At 59.7% G+C, this 18,566-nt stretch carries 15 protein-coding genes; 5 read left to right on the top strand and 10 right to left on the bottom strand.

Annotation, left to right across the window (positions count from 1 at the left end):
• Positions 1-33 precede the first annotated feature (33 nt).
• The 4 genes from nirB to cobA are packed head-to-tail and all read left to right on the top strand — an operon-like array spanning position 34 to position 6,287.
• Positions 34-2,487, top strand: coding sequence for a nitrite reductase large subunit NirB (nirB, locus tag ACP7D9_RS25245; protein ID WP_426159938.1), 2,454 nt, complete (start codon positions 34-36; stop codon positions 2,485-2,487).
• Complete coding sequence (gene nirD, locus ACP7D9_RS25240) at positions 2,484-2,801, top strand: nitrite reductase small subunit NirD (RefSeq protein WP_016773836.1); 318 nt, start codon at positions 2,484-2,486, stop codon at positions 2,799-2,801. Before nirB ends, nirD begins: the two co-directional genes overlap by 4 nt.
• Positions 2,801-5,512 (top strand): molybdopterin-dependent oxidoreductase, encoded by a 2,712-nt coding sequence (locus tag ACP7D9_RS25235; RefSeq protein ID WP_426159937.1) that lies wholly within the window; start codon positions 2,801-2,803, stop codon positions 5,510-5,512. Before nirD ends, ACP7D9_RS25235 begins: the two co-directional genes overlap by 1 nt.
• A 13-nt stretch (positions 5,513-5,525) precedes the next feature.
• Positions 5,526-6,287, top strand: coding sequence for a uroporphyrinogen-III C-methyltransferase (gene cobA / locus ACP7D9_RS25230; RefSeq protein ID WP_426159936.1), 762 nt, complete (start codon positions 5,526-5,528; stop codon positions 6,285-6,287).
• Between the two features lie 102 nt (positions 6,288-6,389).
• Here cobA and ACP7D9_RS25225 read toward each other — a convergent pair whose 3' ends face one another.
• The 8 genes from ACP7D9_RS25225 to ppsA form a co-directional block, all read right to left on the bottom strand.
• Positions 6,390-7,424: an OmpA family protein gene (locus ACP7D9_RS25225; protein WP_016773833.1), complete on the bottom strand. Its 1,035-nt coding sequence runs from the start codon at positions 7,422-7,424 to the stop codon at positions 6,390-6,392.
• 107 nt (positions 7,425-7,531) lie between these two features.
• Entirely contained in the window at positions 7,532-8,122 is a 591-nt protein-coding gene (sigX, locus tag ACP7D9_RS25220; protein ID WP_016773832.1) for an RNA polymerase sigma factor SigX, read from the bottom strand.
• A gap of 90 nt (positions 8,123-8,212) precedes the next feature.
• A complete protein-coding gene (locus tag ACP7D9_RS25215) occupies positions 8,213-9,037 on the bottom strand; it encodes a mechanosensitive ion channel family protein (protein ID WP_101157314.1) in 825 nt (274 codons plus the stop codon).
• Positions 9,038-9,039: 2 nt separating this feature from the next.
• On the bottom strand, positions 9,040-9,288 hold the full coding sequence (locus ACP7D9_RS25210) for a hypothetical protein (RefSeq protein WP_003223293.1): 249 nt from the start codon (positions 9,286-9,288) through the stop codon (positions 9,040-9,042).
• Positions 9,289-9,351: 63 nt separating this feature from the next.
• Positions 9,352-10,347, bottom strand: a complete 996-nt coding sequence (locus ACP7D9_RS25205; RefSeq protein ID WP_101157312.1) for a zinc transporter ZntB — start codon at positions 10,345-10,347, stop codon at positions 9,352-9,354.
• Positions 10,348-10,367: 20 nt separating this feature from the next.
• Complete coding sequence (rraA, locus tag ACP7D9_RS25200; RefSeq protein WP_101157310.1) at positions 10,368-10,859, bottom strand: ribonuclease E activity regulator RraA; 492 nt, start codon at positions 10,857-10,859, stop codon at positions 10,368-10,370.
• 224 nt (positions 10,860-11,083) lie between these two features.
• Positions 11,084-12,073 carry an alpha/beta fold hydrolase gene (locus ACP7D9_RS25195; RefSeq protein ID WP_426159935.1) on the bottom strand — a complete coding sequence of 330 codons (990 nt, stop codon included), beginning with the start codon at positions 12,071-12,073 and terminating at the stop codon, positions 11,084-11,086.
• 183 nt (positions 12,074-12,256) lie between these two features.
• Complete coding sequence (gene ppsA, locus ACP7D9_RS25190) at positions 12,257-14,632, bottom strand: phosphoenolpyruvate synthase (protein ID WP_426159934.1); 2,376 nt, start codon at positions 14,630-14,632, stop codon at positions 12,257-12,259.
• Between the two features lie 174 nt (positions 14,633-14,806).
• Between ppsA and ppsR the strand changes: the two genes are divergently transcribed.
• On the top strand, positions 14,807-15,625 hold the full coding sequence (ppsR, locus tag ACP7D9_RS25185) for a posphoenolpyruvate synthetase regulatory kinase/phosphorylase PpsR (RefSeq protein WP_016773826.1): 819 nt from the start codon (positions 14,807-14,809) through the stop codon (positions 15,623-15,625).
• Between the two features lie 133 nt (positions 15,626-15,758).
• On the opposite strand, the gene prpD is transcribed toward ppsR, so the two are convergent.
• Positions 15,759-17,243, bottom strand: a complete 1,485-nt coding sequence (gene prpD, locus ACP7D9_RS25180; protein WP_426159933.1) for a 2-methylcitrate dehydratase — start codon at positions 17,241-17,243, stop codon at positions 15,759-15,761.
• 115 nt (positions 17,244-17,358) lie between these two features.
• Complete coding sequence (gene prpF / locus ACP7D9_RS25175) at positions 17,359-18,549, bottom strand: 2-methylaconitate cis-trans isomerase PrpF (protein ID WP_426159932.1); 1,191 nt, start codon at positions 18,547-18,549, stop codon at positions 17,359-17,361.
• Positions 18,550-18,566 lie beyond the last annotated feature (17 nt).

The raw sequence follows: 18,566 nt of genomic DNA, 5'->3' as shown, positions 1-18,566 counted from the left end.
ACCAGAGGCCAGCCGCAGCTCCCGGAGAACCTGATGAAAAAACTCAAACTGGTGATGATCGGCAATGGCATGGCCGGGGTGCGTACCCTGGAAGAACTGCTCAAGCTGAGCAACGAGCTCTACGACATCACCGTCTTCGGCGCCGAACCGCACACCAACTACAACCGCATCCTGCTGTCGCCGGTGCTGGCCGGCGAGCAGACGTTTGAAGAGATCGTCCTCAACGACCTCGACTGGTACCTGGAAAACAACATCAAGCTGCTGCTCAATCGCAAAGTGGTGGAGATCGACCGGGTCAAGCGCCGGGTGATCGCCGAGGACGGCACCGAAGCCGAATACGATCGCCTGCTGATCGCCACCGGTTCGACCCCTTTCATCCTGCCAATCCCCGGCAATACGTTGCAGGGCGTGATCGGTTACCGCGACATCGCCGACACCCAGGCCATGATCGACACCGCCAAAACCCATAAACACGCCGTGGTCATCGGCGGCGGCCTGCTTGGCCTCGAAGCGGCCAACGGCCTGATGCTGCGCGGCATGCACGTCACCGTGGTGCACCTGGGTGAATGGTTGCTGGAGCGGCAACTGGACAAGACCAGTGGCCAGCTTCTGCAATCGGCGCTGGAATCCCGTGGCCTGCATTTTCGTCTGTGCGAACAGACCCAGGCCCTGCACGACGCCGGCAATGGCCGGGTTGGCTCGGTGCAATTCAAGAACGGCGACATTATCCCTGCCGATCTGGTGGTGATGGCCGCCGGCATCCGCCCCAACACTGAACTGGCGGAAAAGGCCGGCATCCCGTGCAATCGCGGAATCCTGGTCAATGACACCCTGCAAACCTACGACCCGCGCATCTACGCGATCGGCGAGTGCGCCAGCCATCGCGGCATCGCCTACGGTCTGGTCGCACCGTTGTTCGAACAGGCCAAAGTCTGCGCCAACCACCTCGCCCAATTGGGATTCGCTCGTTATCAGGGTTCGGTGACCTCGACCAAACTCAAAGTCACCGGCATCGACCTGTTCTCAGCCGGTGACTTCATGGGCGGCGAAGGCACCGAAACCATCACCCTCTCCGACCCGATCGGCGGTGTGTATAAAAAACTGGTGATCAAGGATGACGTGTTGGTCGGCGCTTGCCTGTACGGCGATACGGCAGATGGCGGTTGGTATTTCCGCCAGATTCGTGAGAATCACGCCATCGGCGAGATCCGCGATCACCTCATGTTCGGCGAAAACGCTCTGGGCGATGTAGGACATCAGGGCCAGGACAAAGCGATGGTCATGGCCGACAGCGCCGAAGTCTGCGGCTGCAACGGCGTGTGCAAAGGCACCATCGTCAAGGCGATTCAGGAACACGGCCTGTTCAGCGTCGATGAAGTGAAGAAACACACCAAAGCCGCCAGCTCCTGCGGTTCCTGCGCCGGTCTGGTCGAGCAGATCCTGATCAACACGGTGGGTGGCGCGGCGGACGTCAAACCGAAAAGCGAAAAAGCCATCTGCGGTTGCAGTGACCTCAACCACGGCCAGATTCGTCAGGCGATTCGCCAGGAACACCTGCTGACCATCGCCGAGACGATGAGTTACCTGAACTGGCGCACGCCCAATGGCTGTGCGACCTGTCGCCCGGCGCTCAACTATTACCTGATTTCCACCTGGCCGGGCGAAGCCAAGGATGACCCACAATCACGCCTGATCAACGAACGCGCCCACGCCAACATCCAGAAGGATGGCACCTATTCGGTGGTGCCGCGCATGTGGGGCGGCGTCACCAACCCATCGGAACTGCGCCGGATCGCCGATGTGGCCGACAAATACAACGTGCCGATGGTCAAGGTCACCGGCGGTCAGCGCATCGACTTGCTGGGAATCAAAAAGCAGGACCTGCCCGGCGTCTGGAAAGACCTCGACATGCCGTCCGGTCACGCCTACGGCAAATCCATCCGCACGGTGAAAACCTGTGTCGGCAGCGAATTCTGCCGCTTCGGCACACAGAACTCGACGCAACTGGGCATCGAACTCGAGCACGACCTGTTCAACATGTGGTCGCCGCACAAGGTGAAGCTGGCCGTGTCCGGTTGCCCACGCAACTGCTCAGAAGCGGGCATCAAGGACGTAGGAATCATCGGCGTCGATTCCGGTTGGGAGATGTACATCGGCGGCAACGGCGGAATCAAGACCGAAGTCGCCGAGTTCTTCGTCAAGCTCAAGACTGCCGAAGAAGTCCGCGAATACAACGGCGCCTTCCTGCAGCTGTATCGCGAAGAGGCCTTCTATCTCGAGCGCACCGTGCACTACCTGCAGCGGGTCGGCATGGAGCACATCAAGAAAAACGTGCTCGAAGACGCCGAGCGGCGCAAGGCCTTGAACGAGCGCCTGCAATTCTCCCTGTCGTTCGAACAGGACCCATGGAAAGAACGCCTGGCACAGCCGCAACTGAAGAAAGAATTCGACGTGATCCCCGTGAAAAACCTGGAGGTGCCGGCATGAACTGGCTCGATATCTGTGCGCTGGAAGAGATCAACGCCCTCGGTTCGCGGATCATTGCCGGGCCGAAAGGTGACATCGCGATTTTTCGTACAAGCGACGACGAAGTTTTCGCCCTCGATGATCGCTGCCCGCACAAGGGCGGCCCGCTGTCGCAGGGCCTGATTTATGGCAAGCGCGTGGCCTGCCCGCTGCACAACTGGCAGATCGACCTCGAAACCGGCGAAGCCCAGGCGCCGGACATCGGCTGTGCGCACCATCATCCGGCGCGGGTCGAGAATGGCCGAGTGCAACTGGCCCTGCGGGACGCCATCTGATGAACCGCCAGACGACCGCATCGACCTGCTGTTACTGCGGGGTCGGCTGTGGCGTGCTGATCGAGCATGACGGCGAGCGCATCCTCGGCGTCAGCGGCGATCCGGCGCACCCGGCCAACATCGGCAAACTGTGCAGCAAAGGCTCGACGCTGCACCTGACCGGCGACCTCGCCGCGCGCGCCTTGTACCCGGAACTGCGTTTGGGCAAGGGCCTGGCGCGCAGTCGCACAAACTGGGACACCGCGCTGGAACACGCCGTCAACGTCTTCGCCGAAACCATCGCCGAACACGGTCCGGACAGCGTGGCGTTCTACATTTCCGGGCAGTTGCTCACCGAGGACTACTACGCCTTCAACAAACTGGCGCGGGCGCTGGTCGGCACCAACAACATCGACAGCAATTCGCGGCTGTGCATGTCGTCGGCGGTGGTCGGCTACAAACGCAGCCTCGGTGCCGATGCTCCGCCGTGCAGCTATGAAGATCTGGAGATCAGCGACTGCGTGATGATCGTCGGCAGTAACATGGCCTACGCCCATCCGGTGCTTTTCCGTCGACTGGAGGAAGCCAAATCCCGTCGTCCGCAGATGAAAGTCATCGTCATCGACCCGCGTCGCACCGATACCTGCGAACTGGCTGACCTGCATCTGGCGATTCTTCCGGGCACAGATGTCGCGTTGTTCCATGGGATTTTGCATCTGCTGCTGTGGGAAGACTGGATCGATCGCGATTTCATCAAGGCGCACACCGAAGGCCTCGCCGAGCTAAAAACCCTGGTACGCGATTACACGCCGCAGATGGTTTCGCAACTGTGCGGGATCAGCGTCGAGCAATTGCAGCAGTGCGCGCAATGGGTCGGCACCTCGCCGAGCTTCCTGTCGCTGTGGTGCATGGGCCTGAACCAGTCCACCGCCGGCAGCGCGAAAAACAGTGCGTTGATCAATCTGCACTTGGCCACCGGGCAAATCGGCCGTCCCGGTGCAGGACCTTTCTCGCTGACCGGTCAGCCGAATGCCATGGGCGGGCGTGAAACCGGCAGTCTGTCCAATCTCCTGCCCGGCCATCGTGATGCCGCCAACCCGCAGCATCGCGCCGAAGTGGCGGCGTACTGGGGCGTGGAGAGCTTGCCCGAGGCGCCGGGCCTTAGCGCCATCGAACTGTTCGAAAACCTGCGCAGCGGCAAAATCAAAGCACTGTGGATTGCCTGTACCAATCCGGCGCAATCAATGCCTGATCAGAGCGCAGTCCGCGCAGCGCTTGAGGCCTGTCCTTTTGTGGTGTTGCAGGAAGCTTTTCGAACCACCGAAACCGCTGCGTTTGCCGACCTGCTGTTACCCGCCGCCAGTTGGGGCGAGAAAGAAGGTTCGGTGACCAACTCCGAGCGGCGCATTTCCCACGTGCGCAAAGCGGTTGTCGCACCGGGCGAAGCGCGGCCGGACTGGGCAATCACGGTGGATTTCGCACAGCGTCTGGAACAACGTCTGCGTCCTCAGCAGCCAAGTCTGTTCGCTTTCGATCAGCCTTCGCAGTTGTTTGACGAATTCAAACTGCTGACCCAGGGGCGCGATCTGGATCTCTCCGGGATCAGTCATGCCTTGATCGACGAGATCGGCCCGCAGCAATGGCCCTTCCCTGCCGGCGCCCGCCAAGGCACGCCACGCTTGTACGGCGACGGCATTTTTCCTACGGCCAATGGCCGCGCGCAGTTCATTGCCGATCCGTACCGCGCCGCCAAGGAACAACGTGACGCGCGCTTCCCCCTGACCTTGCTCACCGGTCGCCTGCGTGACCAATGGCACGGCATGAGCCGCACCGGCACCGCCGCGCAATTGTTCGGCCACGTCAGCGAAGCCGTGCTCAGCCTGCACCCTGACGAGATGCGCCGGCACCGCTTGCAGCCCGGCGATCTGGTCAATCTGAAAAGCCGCCGTGGCGCGGTGATTGTTGCGGTCGGCAGCGACGACAGTGTGCGTCCGGGCCAGGCGTTCCTGCCGATGCACTGGGGCGATCGCTATCTCAAGGGCGGTGTAAACCAGCTGACCTTGTCGGCGTTTGATCCGCTGTCCAGACAACCGGAGCTCAAGCACAGCGGCGTGCGTCTGGAGGCAGTCAACCTGCCGTGGCAACTGTTCGCCTTGATCGAGGGTGATGTTCAGCGGCATTTCGAGACGCTACGCCCGCTCTGCGAGGCGTTTGCCTACGTCAGCCTCAGCCTCGTTGGTCGTGAGCGGCCAGCGTTGCTGATACGCGCTGCGCATGCCGAGGCGCCGGCGCCACAGTTGCTGGCCGAGATCGACCAGTGCTTGTCGCTGCTCGATGGCCCGGTTCTGGCCTACGACGATCCGCGTCGCGCCATTGGCAAGCGAGTGCGCATCGAGACCGGCCGTATCACCGCCATTCGCCTGGCCGGCGAAACCCTTGCGCAACACTGGTTGCAAAGCCTGTGGCTGGAGGGCCGCGCCGACCAGCAACTGCGCCGCTGGCTGCTCGCGCCGATGAGTGCACCACCGGGCGCTGTCGGCGCCATCGCGAGCGACAGAATTCTGTGCAATTGCGAAAACGTCAGCCTCAATACAGTCTGCGCCGGCATTCGCCAAGGCCTGGATCTGCAAGGCCTGAAAAACAATCTCCGATGCGGCACGCAGTGCGGCTCTTGCGTGCCGGAAATCAAGCGTCTGCTGGCTGCCGAAGCGCGGCCGGTGGCGGTCAGTTAACGAGGACAACACCATGAATGCGAAAGTCTGGCTGGTGGGCGCAGGCCCTGGCGATCCGGAATTGCTGACGCTCAAAGCGGTGCGCGCATTGCGCGAGGCCGATGTGGTGATGATTGATGATCTGGTCAACGGCGCGGTGCTGGAACACTGCCCGGGTGCGCGGGTTATCCCCGTCGGCAAGCGCGGCGGCTGCCGTTCGACACCGCAGGCGTTCATTCATCGGCTCATGCTGCGTTACGCCCGTCAGGGTAAATGCGTGGTGCGGCTCAAGGGCGGCGATCCGTGCATTTTCGGACGTGGTGGTGAAGAAGCGCAGTGGCTGCGCGAGCGTGGCGTTGAGGTGGAACTGGTCAACGGCATCACCGCCGGGCTGGCCGGGGCGACTCAATGCGATATCCCCTTGACGTTGCGTGGCGTGGCGCGCGGGGTGACGTTGGTGACCGCGCACACTCAGGACGACAGTCAGTTGAACTGGCAGGCTCTGGCGCAAGGCGGGACGACGCTGGTGATTTACATGGGCGTGGCCAAATTGGGGGAGATTCGTGATCAGCTGTTGGCCGGAGGGATGGCGGCGGATACGCCAGTGGCGATGATCGAAAACGCCTCGTTGGCGCATCAGCGCGAATGTCGCAGTGATCTGAGTGCGATGGCTGAGGATGCGTCGGCGTTTGAATTGAAGAGCCCGGCGATTCTGGTGATTGGCGCGGTGGCTGCTGTCGTGGAAGAGCAAAAGATCGCAGCCTTCGGCAGCTCCTACAGGACACATATGATCTGAATGTAGGAGCTGCCGCAGGCTGCGATCTTTCAAAATTCAAAGCCAAATCGCAGACAAAGAAAAGCCCGGCCTGAGCCGGGCTTTTCCATCAGCGGCAGCTAATTACTTAGCTTGAGCTTCAACCTGCGCTTCTACGCGACGGTTTACAGCGCGGCCAGCGTCAGTTTTGTTGTCAGCAACTGGGCGGGATTCGCCGTAGCCAACAGACTGAACGCGGGACGATTCAACACCGTACTGGTTGGTCAGAACTTGCTTAACGGCGTTTGCACGACGCTCGGACAGTTTCTGGTTGTAAGCGTCAGGACCGACGGAGTCAGTGTGACCTTCAACAGTAGTGGTGGTGGATGGGTACTGCTTCATGAAGTCAGCCAGGTTTTTGATGTCGCCGTAGCTGTTAGGCTTGACTACCGACTTGTCGAAGTCGAACTTCACGTCCAGCTCAACACGAACAACTTCAGCAACTGCTGGGCAGCCATCAGCGTCAACGGTTACGTTGGCTGGGGTGTCCGGGCACTTGTCAACGTTGTCGCAAACGCCATCGTTGTCGCTGTCGGAGCAGACTTCAGCAGGTGCTGGAACTGGAGCAGCAGCAGGCTTGGAGCCGCCACCGAAGTTCACACCGATACCGACGCTAGGAGCCCACTCGGTGTCGCCCTGGTCGATGTTGTATTGAGCTTCAACGCCGGCACGGGCGTAGAAGTTCTCGGTGAAGTACAGCTTGGCACCGCCGCCAACGTTGGCGAAGGTGGAACGGTTACGACCGTTCGAACCGTTCTGGTCGATGCTCTGGTCAGAGAAACCGGCCGAAACGTATGGACGAATCATGTCGCCTGGGTTGTTGAAGTGGTACAGAGCGTCCAGAGCGGTGTTAGCGCCTTTGACGTTCTTGCCATCGTCGGCACGTACGTTGTGCACTTCGTCGTAGCCCAGACGCAGTTCAACGTCGTCGGTCAGGAAGTAACCGATCGAACCGCCGAACAGGTTGCCGTTGTTCTTGAAGTTACGAGCGCTGTCGAATTGTTCTTTCTTAGCGAAGCCTTCGATTTCAACTGCGCCTTGGCCTTGTGCCAGAGCGCCGAACGAAGTGGCGGCAATCAGAGAACCAATGGCCAAGCCCAAGGTGTTTTTCAGTTTCATCCGTTAAATCCCCATCTGGTGATTGTGAAGCAGTCCCGCAAACCGGGGGACAACTCGGCGGCAAGTCTATCAGAACTTGCCTACACGTAAGAGATATTTGCGCTGAACTAAGTTTCAGCAATGCCTGCAAATTTCTCACGCAATTTATCTAGAGCGCGTTTGTAACGCATTTTTGTCGCACTCAAACCCATGTGCATGATGTCTGCGATCTCCTGAAACTCCAGCTCTGCGACAAATCGTAGCACCAGAATTTCGCGGTCAATCGGATTCACATACACCAGCCAGCGATCAAGCCCACCCTTCTCCTCCGGCTTCGGCGCCTTTTCTTCAGACGCTTCTTCAAGAGGGTCCAGACTGAGAGCGTCCATCAAGCGACGCTTACGCCGTTCCTTCCGATACTGCGTGATGCATTCGTTGTAAGTGATGCTGTAAAGCCAGGTTTTGAACTTCGATTTCCCCTCGAAGTTCTTCAGGCCGTACAGCACCTTCAGCATCACTTCCTGACAGACATCGTCTGCGTCGCGATCGTTCCCAAGATATCTCGCGCAGACGTTAAATAATGTTCGCTGGTAACGCCGCATCAACTCTTCGTAGGCGCGCGTTACGTGAAACAGCTCGGTATGCGAGCGCGCGACCAACTCCTCATCAGAGAGCTCGCGGGGGTCGTAGCGCGTGGATAGCGGTTGGGCTTTATTCAAAACAAGTCGTGCCGACAGTCAGGTCAATGTCCGCCACAACCAGCCTCGGCTGGCATTTTGCGGCGGCATACATTAGCAGGGTTTGCCGGTTTAGCGGCTACTCACATGCTGTTCCAGCAGGATCCGATTGGAGAGAGAGACTAGCTCACCCTCATCGGTCAGCAATGTGGTTTTAACCGTGCCGATCTCTTCGATCTGGCCTTCGACCTCGCCAACACGCACTTGTTGCCCAACCTCGTACAGCTCACGCACATAGATTCCCGCAAGAATCTGACCGGCGATTTCCCGGCTTCCCAAACCCATGGCCAGCGCAACTGCCAGACCAACGGTAATCAATACGATGACAATCACATGGTTCAGCAGGTCAGTCTTGACCTCAAGCTGGCTGATCGCAACCGAGATGCTGATGATGATTACCAGCCCCTGCGCGATCCGCCCCACCCCGGAAGCGTAGTCCAGGCCTACGCCTTCTGCCGCCCCGCGCACCAGCCCGTTGGCCAGTTGCGCCAGCAGGACACCGACCAGCAATACCAGCGCCGCGCCGAAAACCTTCGGTAAATACAACGCCAGCATGTCCAGCGTAGCTGAAACTCGCTCAAGGCCAAGGGATTCTGCCGCAGAAACCAGAAAAATCAGCAGAACGAACCAGTAAACGATTTTACCGATCAGCGTCGAGATCGGCACCTGCAGCCCGGCTCGCGACATCAGCTTGGTCAGCCCGGTACCGCCCATCAGGCGATCAAGGCCCAGTTTGGCAAGCAATTTGGAGAGCAAGGTGTCGAGCAGCTTGGCCACGACGAAACCCAACAGCAGCACAACCAGTGCGCCGAACAGGTTCGGAATGAAATTAGCGACTTTGGTCCACAACGCAGTCATTGCAGTGACGAGGCTCTGAGTCCAGAGATCAAGTTCCATATTCAATCAGCCTTATCAGCAGTGCGAGCAGTGGTTTTACGAAGACGGGAAACCGGCGAGACATGCGCCGAGCCATTGTTCAGGGCGATCATCAGCGCGGGCAGCCAGCGGCCCAGCAGGCTGAACAGATCACCGGCGCCGACCTGGCGGTTGGCGGTTTTGAGTACGCGGCCCAGGCACGCATCGTCGTCGCGGCTGGACGGCGAAGCGTTGAGCATGTCGCGCAAAGACTGTTCAAACGGATCGTGCATACGCACCTCTCGTGATGTCTGTGAAAGACGCGGGCAGATTTGCTCGGGTCACATGCGCCATGTTCACACCCAGCGCAAACGGCGGAATAACCACCACTGGCCGAATGCCAGGGCGAGTACCGTCAGGCAGGCAATCAGAAAACCATACGGACTTTCGGCAAACGGAATACCGCCGACATTGATGCCGAGCAAACCGGTGATGAAACTCATCGGTAAAAAGATGCAGGTAATGATGCCGAAGCGGTACATGGTGCGATTCATGTGCACGCTCAAACGCCGGTCTTCAGCCTCGAGCACAAGCCCCACGCGCTCTCGGGTCAATTCGAGCTCTTCGAGATAGCGGGTCAGGCTGTTGTTCAATTCGTTCCAGTAGTCGGCATCGTCTTCGACGAACCACGGCAGTTTTATCCGCGTCAGCTGTCCGAAAATATCGCGCTGCGGCGCAAGAAAACGCTTCAGCCCGGCCGCTCTGCGACGGATATGCAAAATGGCACCATGCTCGGGGGTGTACCGTTCGTCGGCGTCGAGTTTTTCTTCCTCTTCATCGACCACTTCCGAGAGACACGTGACCAGATCCTGCACTTTATTGGTGAGGAACTGCGCCAGATACAGCATCAATTCGGAAGAAGTTTTCGGACCTTTGCCCTCGGCCAGCAACGCCAGCAACTCATCCGTAGCGCGCAACGGCCGCAAGCGCAGGGAAATCACGCGATGAGCGGAGGCGAAAATCCGTACAGAGACCATGTCTTCCGGTTCGGCGCCAGGGTTGAGATTGACCCCGCGCAGAAACAGCAGCAGCTCGGAGTCGGGCAATGGCAACAGACGCGGGCGGGTGTTCTCTTCCAGCAGCAGATCGCAGGTGAATTCGTTGAGCCCGCTGGATTTGCGCAGCCAGGTCTGGGTCTGCGGATGGCTACGATCCCAGTGCAGCCACAGGCTTTCATGGGCCTGCAACTGCAAATCGTCAAGCTCAGTCCGGGCTATCGAACGCGCACCACCCTTGCCGTCCAGCACCAGGGCATGCACCAGCCCCCATTGCGCGTTTTCTTCCTCGAACATCCGCATCCCTTGTCGAAATCTTATTCAGGCATTTTCAGCGGACTCGGCGAAACGATCACGCCGTTGTTGTCCGCATAAATGTACTGGCCCGGCTGGAACGTCACGCCGGCAAAAGTCACCGCAACGTTGAGGTCGCCAATGCCGCGTTTGTCGGTTTTCATCGGATGGCTCGCCAGCGCCTGCACGCCGAGGTCGGTCTGAGCGATGACATCAACGTCACGGATGCAACCGTAGATCACAAGCCCTTCCCACCCGTTCTGCGCGGCCTTGGCGGCGATCATGTCGCCCAGCAGTGCACGGCGCAGCGAGCCGCCACCATCAACCACCAGCACTTTGCCTTTGCCGTTGAGTTCGGCTTGCTCCTTGACCAGCGAGTTGTCTTCGAAGCACTTGATGGTGACGATTTCGCCGCCGAACGAATCACGGCCGCCGAAATTGCTGAACATCGGTTCCAGCACCTGCACCAGCTCCGGGTAGGCGTCGCACAGGTCAGGCGTAAGGTAATGTTCCATCGAAAAACTCCTGTAACAAGGAAGACGATCAAGGATGCCGCATTCTGATGAGACGAGTTCCGGCGGTCGCTGTTTACCTTAGTCCATGCCATGGTCGCTGAGCGAACCTGAACCGCCGCTGAAACGTTATCGCTAAAACGTTATCGCTAAACAGTCACGAAATGTGACCAGAATGGCGCGATGCGTCATATCTTAGCCGCTAGCCAGGCTGAACGGAACGCCCTTTATACCGCTGCAGCCAAATCCGCTGTCTGTGCCAGCAATGGCGTCTGCTGATCGTTCAACCAGCGCGCCACCAGCGGCCACACCTCAGCCTGCGCTGCTTTGCTCACCAACATTTCGACATGACCGAAATTATCCGAGAAGCCCTGCTCGCGGCCCAGATTGATGAATTGCTTGTGCTCAGAGCCGAACTGCTCGAACAGTTTGCGACAGGCCCACGCCGGATCCTGATGATCCCCCGCTGCCGTCACGGCGAGCACCGGCACCTTGACCTCGGCAAGCCCGGCCCACCAGTCCTTGTCCTTATCGCCGAAGCGGCCGAACAAGCCGTACCAGCGCATGCTTTCGATGGCGAGCCCGATCGGCTCATCTTCCGGACCGCGTTTGAGGCGTGAACCGGACAACTGCGCAAAACGCTTGAGAATGAAGCGACTGCCCCACTCCAGCGGCGGGATCTTCAGCGGCCAATAAGTGCGGCTGACCTGGGTGCCGAAAAACGCCGCCGACGCCACCGCAGGCTCACCCAGATACTCGCCTCCCAGGGCGGCAGCGAGGGTGATGCCGCCCAGCGAATGACCGATCCAGTGCGGAATCTGCCCGCTCTGCTCTCGCACGAACGCGGCAATTGCCGGCAGATCGTAGCGCGCGTAGTCGGCCACCCGATTGCGCCTATAGTCCTCGTTGCGTTGCGACAACCCGTGGCCACGCATTTCCGGAATCCACACGTCGAAGCCCTGCCGCGTCAGATACGCGCCAAGTCCGAGGCCTTTGGGGGAAAACCAGAAGCGCCGATTGGAAAAGCTGCCATGCAACAGAATCACCGGCACGCCGCGTGGCGCCGTGTCATCGGCCATGCCCAGGCGCGTGACGGCGATCTCCACGGACCAGTCCGGGCTGTTGCCGGGTTTCAATCGATAGACGTCTTCGCTCAGATCGCCGCGCCGCTCGGCGCTGATCAGCGCGACAGGAAACAGATTGCTACTGCTTTGCATAATGCTCTTGCACAAAAAAGGGCGGCATCTACAAGAGCCCGCCCTACTTCAATCAAAAGGCCCGCCCCCTGTGAGAGCGAGTTTGCTCGCGAAAACGGCACATTCGTCACATCAGTGTCGAATGTCAGTCCGTCTTCGCCAGCAAGCTCGCTCCCACAAGGGGAACGGGCCGTTACATTTCCATCAAGCCTGCGCCTGGCCTTCGGCGAGGAAGAACCAGGTTTCCAGCACGGTGTCCGGGTTCAGCGACACGCTTTCGATGCCCTGCTCCATCAGCCACTTGGCCAGGTCCGGGTGGTCCGAAGGGCCCTGACCGCAGATGCCGATGTACTTGCCGGCCTTGTTGCACGCCTGAATGGCGTTGGCCAACAGCTTCTTGACTGCCGGATTACGCTCATCGAACAAGTGAGCAATGATCCCCGAGTCACGGTCCAGACCCAGCGTCAGTTGGGTCAGGTCATTGGAGCCGATCGAGAAGCCGTCGAAGAATTCAAGGAATTCATCAGCCAGAATCGCGTTGGATGGCAACTCGCACATCATGATCACGCGCAGACCGTTCTCGCCGCGCTTCAAGCCGTTTTCGGCGAGCAGGTCGACCACCTGGCTGGCTTCGCCGAGAGTACGGACGAACGGCACCATGATTTCTACGTTGGTCAGGCCCATCTCGTTGCGCACGCGCTTCAACGCACGGCATTCGAGCTCGAAGCAATCGCGGAACGATTCGCTGATGTAACGCGAAGCGCCACGGAAGCCCAGCATCGGGTTTTCTTCTTCAGGCTCGTAGAGCTTGCCGCCGATCAGGTTGGCGTATTCGTTGGACTTGAAGTCCGACAGACGCACGATGACTTTTTTCGGCGTAAACGCTGCAGCCAGGGTGCTGATGCCTTCTACCAGTTTGTCGACGTAGAAGTCGACCGGGTCGCTGTAACCGGCAATGCGCTTGTCGACGCTATCCTTGATTTCCTGCGGCAGACCGTCGTAGTTCAACAGCGCTTTCGGGTGGACGCCGATCATGCGGTTGATGATGAATTCCAGACGGGCCAGGCCCACACCGGCATTCGGCAGTTGCGCGAAGTCAAAGGCGCGGTCCGGGTTGCCGACGTTCATCATGATTTTGAACGGCAGCTCCGGCATGGCGTCGACGGAGTTCTTCTTGATGTCGAAGCCCAGTTCGCCCTCGAAAATATAACCGGTGTCGCCTTCGGCACAAGACACGGTCACGCCTTGGCCATCCTTCAGCAGCTGGGTGGCGTTGCCGCAACCGACCACCGCCGGGATGCCCAGCTCACGGGCGATGATCGCCGCGTGGCAGGTACGCCCGCCACGGTTGGTGACGATGGCGCTGGCGCGCTTCATTACCGGTTCCCAGTCCGGGTCGGTCATGTCGGAGACCAGCACGTCGCCCGGCTGGACTTTGTCCATCTCGGAGACGTCTTTGATGATCCGCACTTTACCGGCGCCGATGCGTTGGCCGATGGCGCGGCCTTCCACCAGCACAGTGCCGGTTTCCTTCAACAGATAACGTTCCATGACGTTGGCCTGGGTACGGCTTTTCACGGTTTCCGGACGCGCTTGTACGATGTACAGCTTGCCGTCGTCACCGTCCTTGGCCCACTCGATGTCCATCGGGCAGCCGTAGTGCTTCTCGATGATCATCGCTTGCTTGGCCAGCTCGCTGACTTCGGCGTCGGTCAGGCAGAAACGCGCGCGCTCGGCCTTGTCGACATCGACGGTCTTGACCGAACGACCGGCCTTGGCCTCGTCGCCGTAGATCATCTTGATCGCTTTGCTGCCGAGGTTGCGACGCAGGATTGCCGGACGACCGGCCTCCAGCGTGCCTTTGTGTACGTAGAATTCATCCGGGTTGACCGCGCCTTGTACGACGGTTTCGCCCAGACCGTAGGCGCCGGTGATGAACACCACGTCACGGAAGCCGGATTCGGTGTCCAGCGTGAACATCACGCCGGCGGTGCCGGTTTCCGAACGCACCATGCGCTGCACACCGGCCGACAGGGCGACCAGTTTGTGGTCGAAGCCCTGGTGCACGCGATAGGAAATCGCGCGGTCGTTGAACAGCGAAGCGAACACCTCTTTGGCGGCGCGGATAACGTTTTCCACGCCACGGATGTTCAGGAAGGTTTCCTGCTGACCGGCGAAGGACGCGTCCGGCAAGTCTTCGGCGGTGGCGGAGGAACGCACGGCCACGGCGACATCAGGATTGCCGGCCGACAGAGCAGCAAATGCGGTGCGAATCTCGGCATTCAGTTTTTCGGGGAATTCGGCGTCCATGATCCATTGACGGATCTGTGCGCCGGTCTTGGCCAGGGCATTGACGTCGTCGACGTCGAGCGCGTCGAGGGCCTTGTGAATCTGCTCGTTCAGGCCGCTCAGTTCGAGGAAGTCACGATAGGCCTGAGCCGTCGTGGCGAAGCCGCCGGGGACCGAAACACCGGCGCCTGCCAGGTTACTGATCATCTCGCCCAGGGATGCGTTCTTGCCCCCCACATGCTCAACATCGTGTTTGCCGAGCTTATCGAGGGAAACTACGTACTCTACCAAGGTGATCTCTCCACTAACTGTGTTGGAAAAGCTCAGAAGCCGGCGGCCCGGGGGAGCCTTGGCCGGCTGTATGGCCTGGACCTGGAAAATAAGTGAGAATGCGGGCCAATCGCGGCCGACAAATCGCGCCTATCATATCCAAGAGCGTCAATTAACTTAAGGCCCCAGGTGCAAATGAAACGATCCGCTTTCTTCATCTCCGATGGCACCGGCATTACCGCCGAAACCCTGGGTCAAAGCCTGTTGGCGCAGTTCGAAAACATTACCTTCAGCAAGTTCACGCGGCCGTACATCGACAGCGTTGAAAAAGCGCGGGCCATGGTACAACAAATCAACAAAGCCGCTGAAACCGACGGCTTTCGGCCGATCATCTTCGACACCATCGTCAATCAGGACATTCGTGAGATTCTCGCAACGTCCAATGGTTTCATGATCGACATTTTCTCGACCTTCCTCGCCCCGCTCGAACAGGAGCTGACCGAGCATTCGTCGTACACCGTCGGCAAGTCGCATTCGATCGGGCACAACTCCAATTACATGGAGCGCATCGAGGCGGTGAACTTCGCCCTCGACAACGACGACGGCGCCCGCACTCACTATTACGACAAAGCCGATCTGATACTAGTCGGCGTGTCGCGATGCGGCAAAACGCCGACGTGTTTGTACATGGCCATGCAATTCGGCATCCGCGCGGCCAACTATCCGTTGACCGAAGACGACATGGAGCGCCTGACCCTGCCGACCGCCCTGCGCGCCCATCAGCACAAGTTGTTCGGCCTGACCATCGACCCCGACCGCCTCACCGCCATCCGCAACGAGCGCAAGCCCAACAGCCGCTATTCGAGCTATGCCCAGTGCGAGTTCGAAGTGCGCGAAGTGGAAAATCTGTTCCGCCGCGAGAACATCCCGCACATCAACTCCACGCATTTTTCCGTGGAAGAGATTTCGGCGAAGATCTTGGTGGAAAAAGGCGTCGAGCGGCGGTTCAAGTAGTCCGGCGTAGGCTGATCTGACGCCTTCGCGGGCAAGCCCGCTCCCACAGGTTCTGAAGGCGTTCACAATGTCTGTGTTCATCACAAATCCCTGTGGGAGCGGGCTTGCCCGCGAAGAACGATAACGCGGTCTGTCAGATCACCAACATATCAATGAATCGATTCACCGCTGTGGCTTCCAGCCGCGCCTGATCCTCACAGAGCGCGAATATCTCAGCGCAACGCTGCCCGGCAAACCGCGTGGCCAGGTTGGCCTTGAACTTGTCTTCCAGCAACGGAATGCCTTCGGCGCGGCGACGGCGATGGCCGATCGGGTACTCCACCACGACGTTCTCGGTGCTGCTGCCGTCCTTGAAAAACACCTGCACGGCATTGGCAATCGAGCGTTTATCGGGCTCGAGGTATTCGCGGCTGAAACGCGGTTCTTCAACGATGACCATTTTCTCGCGCAACACGTCGATGATCGGATGCGCCTTGTGGAAATCGTCTTCGTACTGCTCGGCCACCAGATTGCCGAACGCCAGCGGCACAGCCGTCATGTATTGCAGGCAATGATCGCGGTCGGCGGCGTTAGCCAGCGGGCCAACCTTGGAAATGATGCGGATCGCCGACTCATGGGTGGTGATGACGATCCGGTCGATTTCATGCAGGCGATTACGCACCTGCGGATGCAAGGTCACCGCCGCCTCGCACGCCGTCTGCGCGTGGAATTCGGCAGGGAAGCTGATCTTGAATAGCACGTTTTCCATCACGTAACTGCCCAATGGCCGGGAAACGCTGAAAGCGCGCTTGTCCTCGGGCTTGAGCGCCAGATCGTTGTTGGTGTGGCTGAACGACACGTCATAAAAGCCCCACTGTTTCGCGCTCAACACGCCGGGAATGCCCATCTCACCGCGCATGGCGATGTCGGCCAGACGCACGCCACGACTCGCCGCATCCCCCGCCGCCCAGGATTTGCGCGAGCCGGCATTAGGTGCGTGGCGATAGGTGCGCAGCGCCTGACCGTCGACGAAGGCATGGGACAGCGCCGACAGCAGCTGCTCGCGGTTGGCGCCCATGAATCTGGCGCTGACGGCAGTTGAAGCGACTTTCACCAGAATGACGTGATCGAGTCCTACGCGATTGAAGGAGTTTTCCAGAGCGATCACGCCTTGAATCTCATGGGCCATGATCATTGCTTCCAGCACATCGCGCAGGGTCAACGGCGTTTCACCGTTGGCGATGCGTTTCTGCGACAAGTGGTCGGCCACGGCGAGGATAGCGCCGAGGTTGTCCGACGGGTGGCCCCACTCGGCGGCGAGCCAGGTGTCGTTGTAATCGAGCCAGCGGACGACGCAGCCGATATCCCACGCGGCCTTGACCGGGTCGAGGCAATAAGGGGTGCCGGGAACCCGAGCGCCGAACGGCACCACCGTGCCCTCGACGATCGGGCCGAGGTGCTTCGTACATTCGGGGAAACGCAGCGCCAGCAAACCGCAGCCCAACGTGTCCATCAGGCAGTTGCGGGCGGTGTTCAGCGCTTCGCTGGATTCGGGCTTGAAGGTCAGGACGTAGTCGGCGATGTCCTGCAGGACTGCGTCGTAATCGGGGCGGTTGTTCAGGTCGACGTTGGCGCTCATGTTCGATTCACTCCTGTAGGAGCTGCCGAAGGCTGCGATCTTTTGATTCTGTTTTTTCGCGATCAAGATCAAAAGATCGCAGCCTTCGGCAGCTCCTACCTGGTTTTGTGTAATGTCAGAAAGAATCTCCGGGCACGCGCACGTAACCTTCCATGAGTACCCGTGCACTGCGGCTCATGATGGCTTTCTTCACCACCCACTCGCCATTCTCCAGCGTCGCCTCGGCGCCCACGCGCAATGTCCCCGACGGATGTCCGAAACGCACCGCATTGCGCTCGACGCCACCCGCAGCAAGATTGACCAGCGTGCCGGAAATCGCCGCTGCCGTACCAATCGCCACCGCCGCCGTGCCCATCATCGCGTGGTGCAGCTTGCCCATCGACAACGCCCGCACCAGCAGATCCACATCACCGGCGGCAATCGCTTTACCGCTCGACGCGACGTAATCCGCAGGCTTGGCCACAAACGCAACTTTTGGCGTGTGCTGACGCTTGGCAGCATCTTCCAGATTGGCGATCAGGCCCATGCGCACCGCGCCGTAGGCACGAATCGTCTCGAACATCAGCAGCGCTTTCGGGTCGCCATTGATCGCACCCTGCAGTTCGGTGCCGGTGTAACCGATGTCTTGGGCGTTGACGAAAATCGTTGGAATCCCGGCATTGATCATGGTCGCCTTGAACGTGCCGACACCCGGTACTTCCAGCTCATCAACCAGATTGCCGGTAGGGAACATCGAGCCACCCCCGCCCTCTTCTTCCGCCGCCGGATCCATGAATTCGACCTGCACTTCGGCCGCCGGAAAGGTCACGCCGTCGAGTTCGAAATCACCGGTTTCCTGCACTTCGCCGTTGGTGATCGGCACATGGGCGATGATGGTCTTGCCGATGTTGGCCTGCCACACGCGCACCACCGCCACGCCGTTGTTCGGAATGCGGCTGGCATCGACCAGACCGTTGCTGATGGCGAACGAACCGACCGCCGCCGAGAGGTTGCCGCAGTTGCCGCTCCAGTCGACGAACGGCTTGTCGATGGACACTTGGCCGAACAGGTAATCGACGTCGTGATCGGCGCGGGTGCTTTTCGACAGGATCACGGTTTTGCTGGTGCTCGACGTCGCGCCCCCCATGCCGTCGATTTGCTTGTCATACGGATCGGGGCTGCCGATGACCCGCAGCAGCAATGCGTCGCGAGCGGGGCCAGGCACCTGCGCTGCTTTGGGCAGGTCGGTGAGGCTGAAAAACACGCCTTTGCTGGTGCCGCCGCGCATATAGGTGGCAGGGATTTTGATCTGTGGTGCGTGAGCCATGATTGCTCCTTCAAAGC

The organism is Pseudomonas sp. TSRC2-2 (assembly GCF_049897785.1).
Classification (GTDB): domain Bacteria; phylum Pseudomonadota; class Gammaproteobacteria; order Pseudomonadales; family Pseudomonadaceae; genus Aquipseudomonas.
Note: the sequence above shows the minus strand (reverse complement) of the source record. Positions and strands in the feature narration are given on the sequence as shown.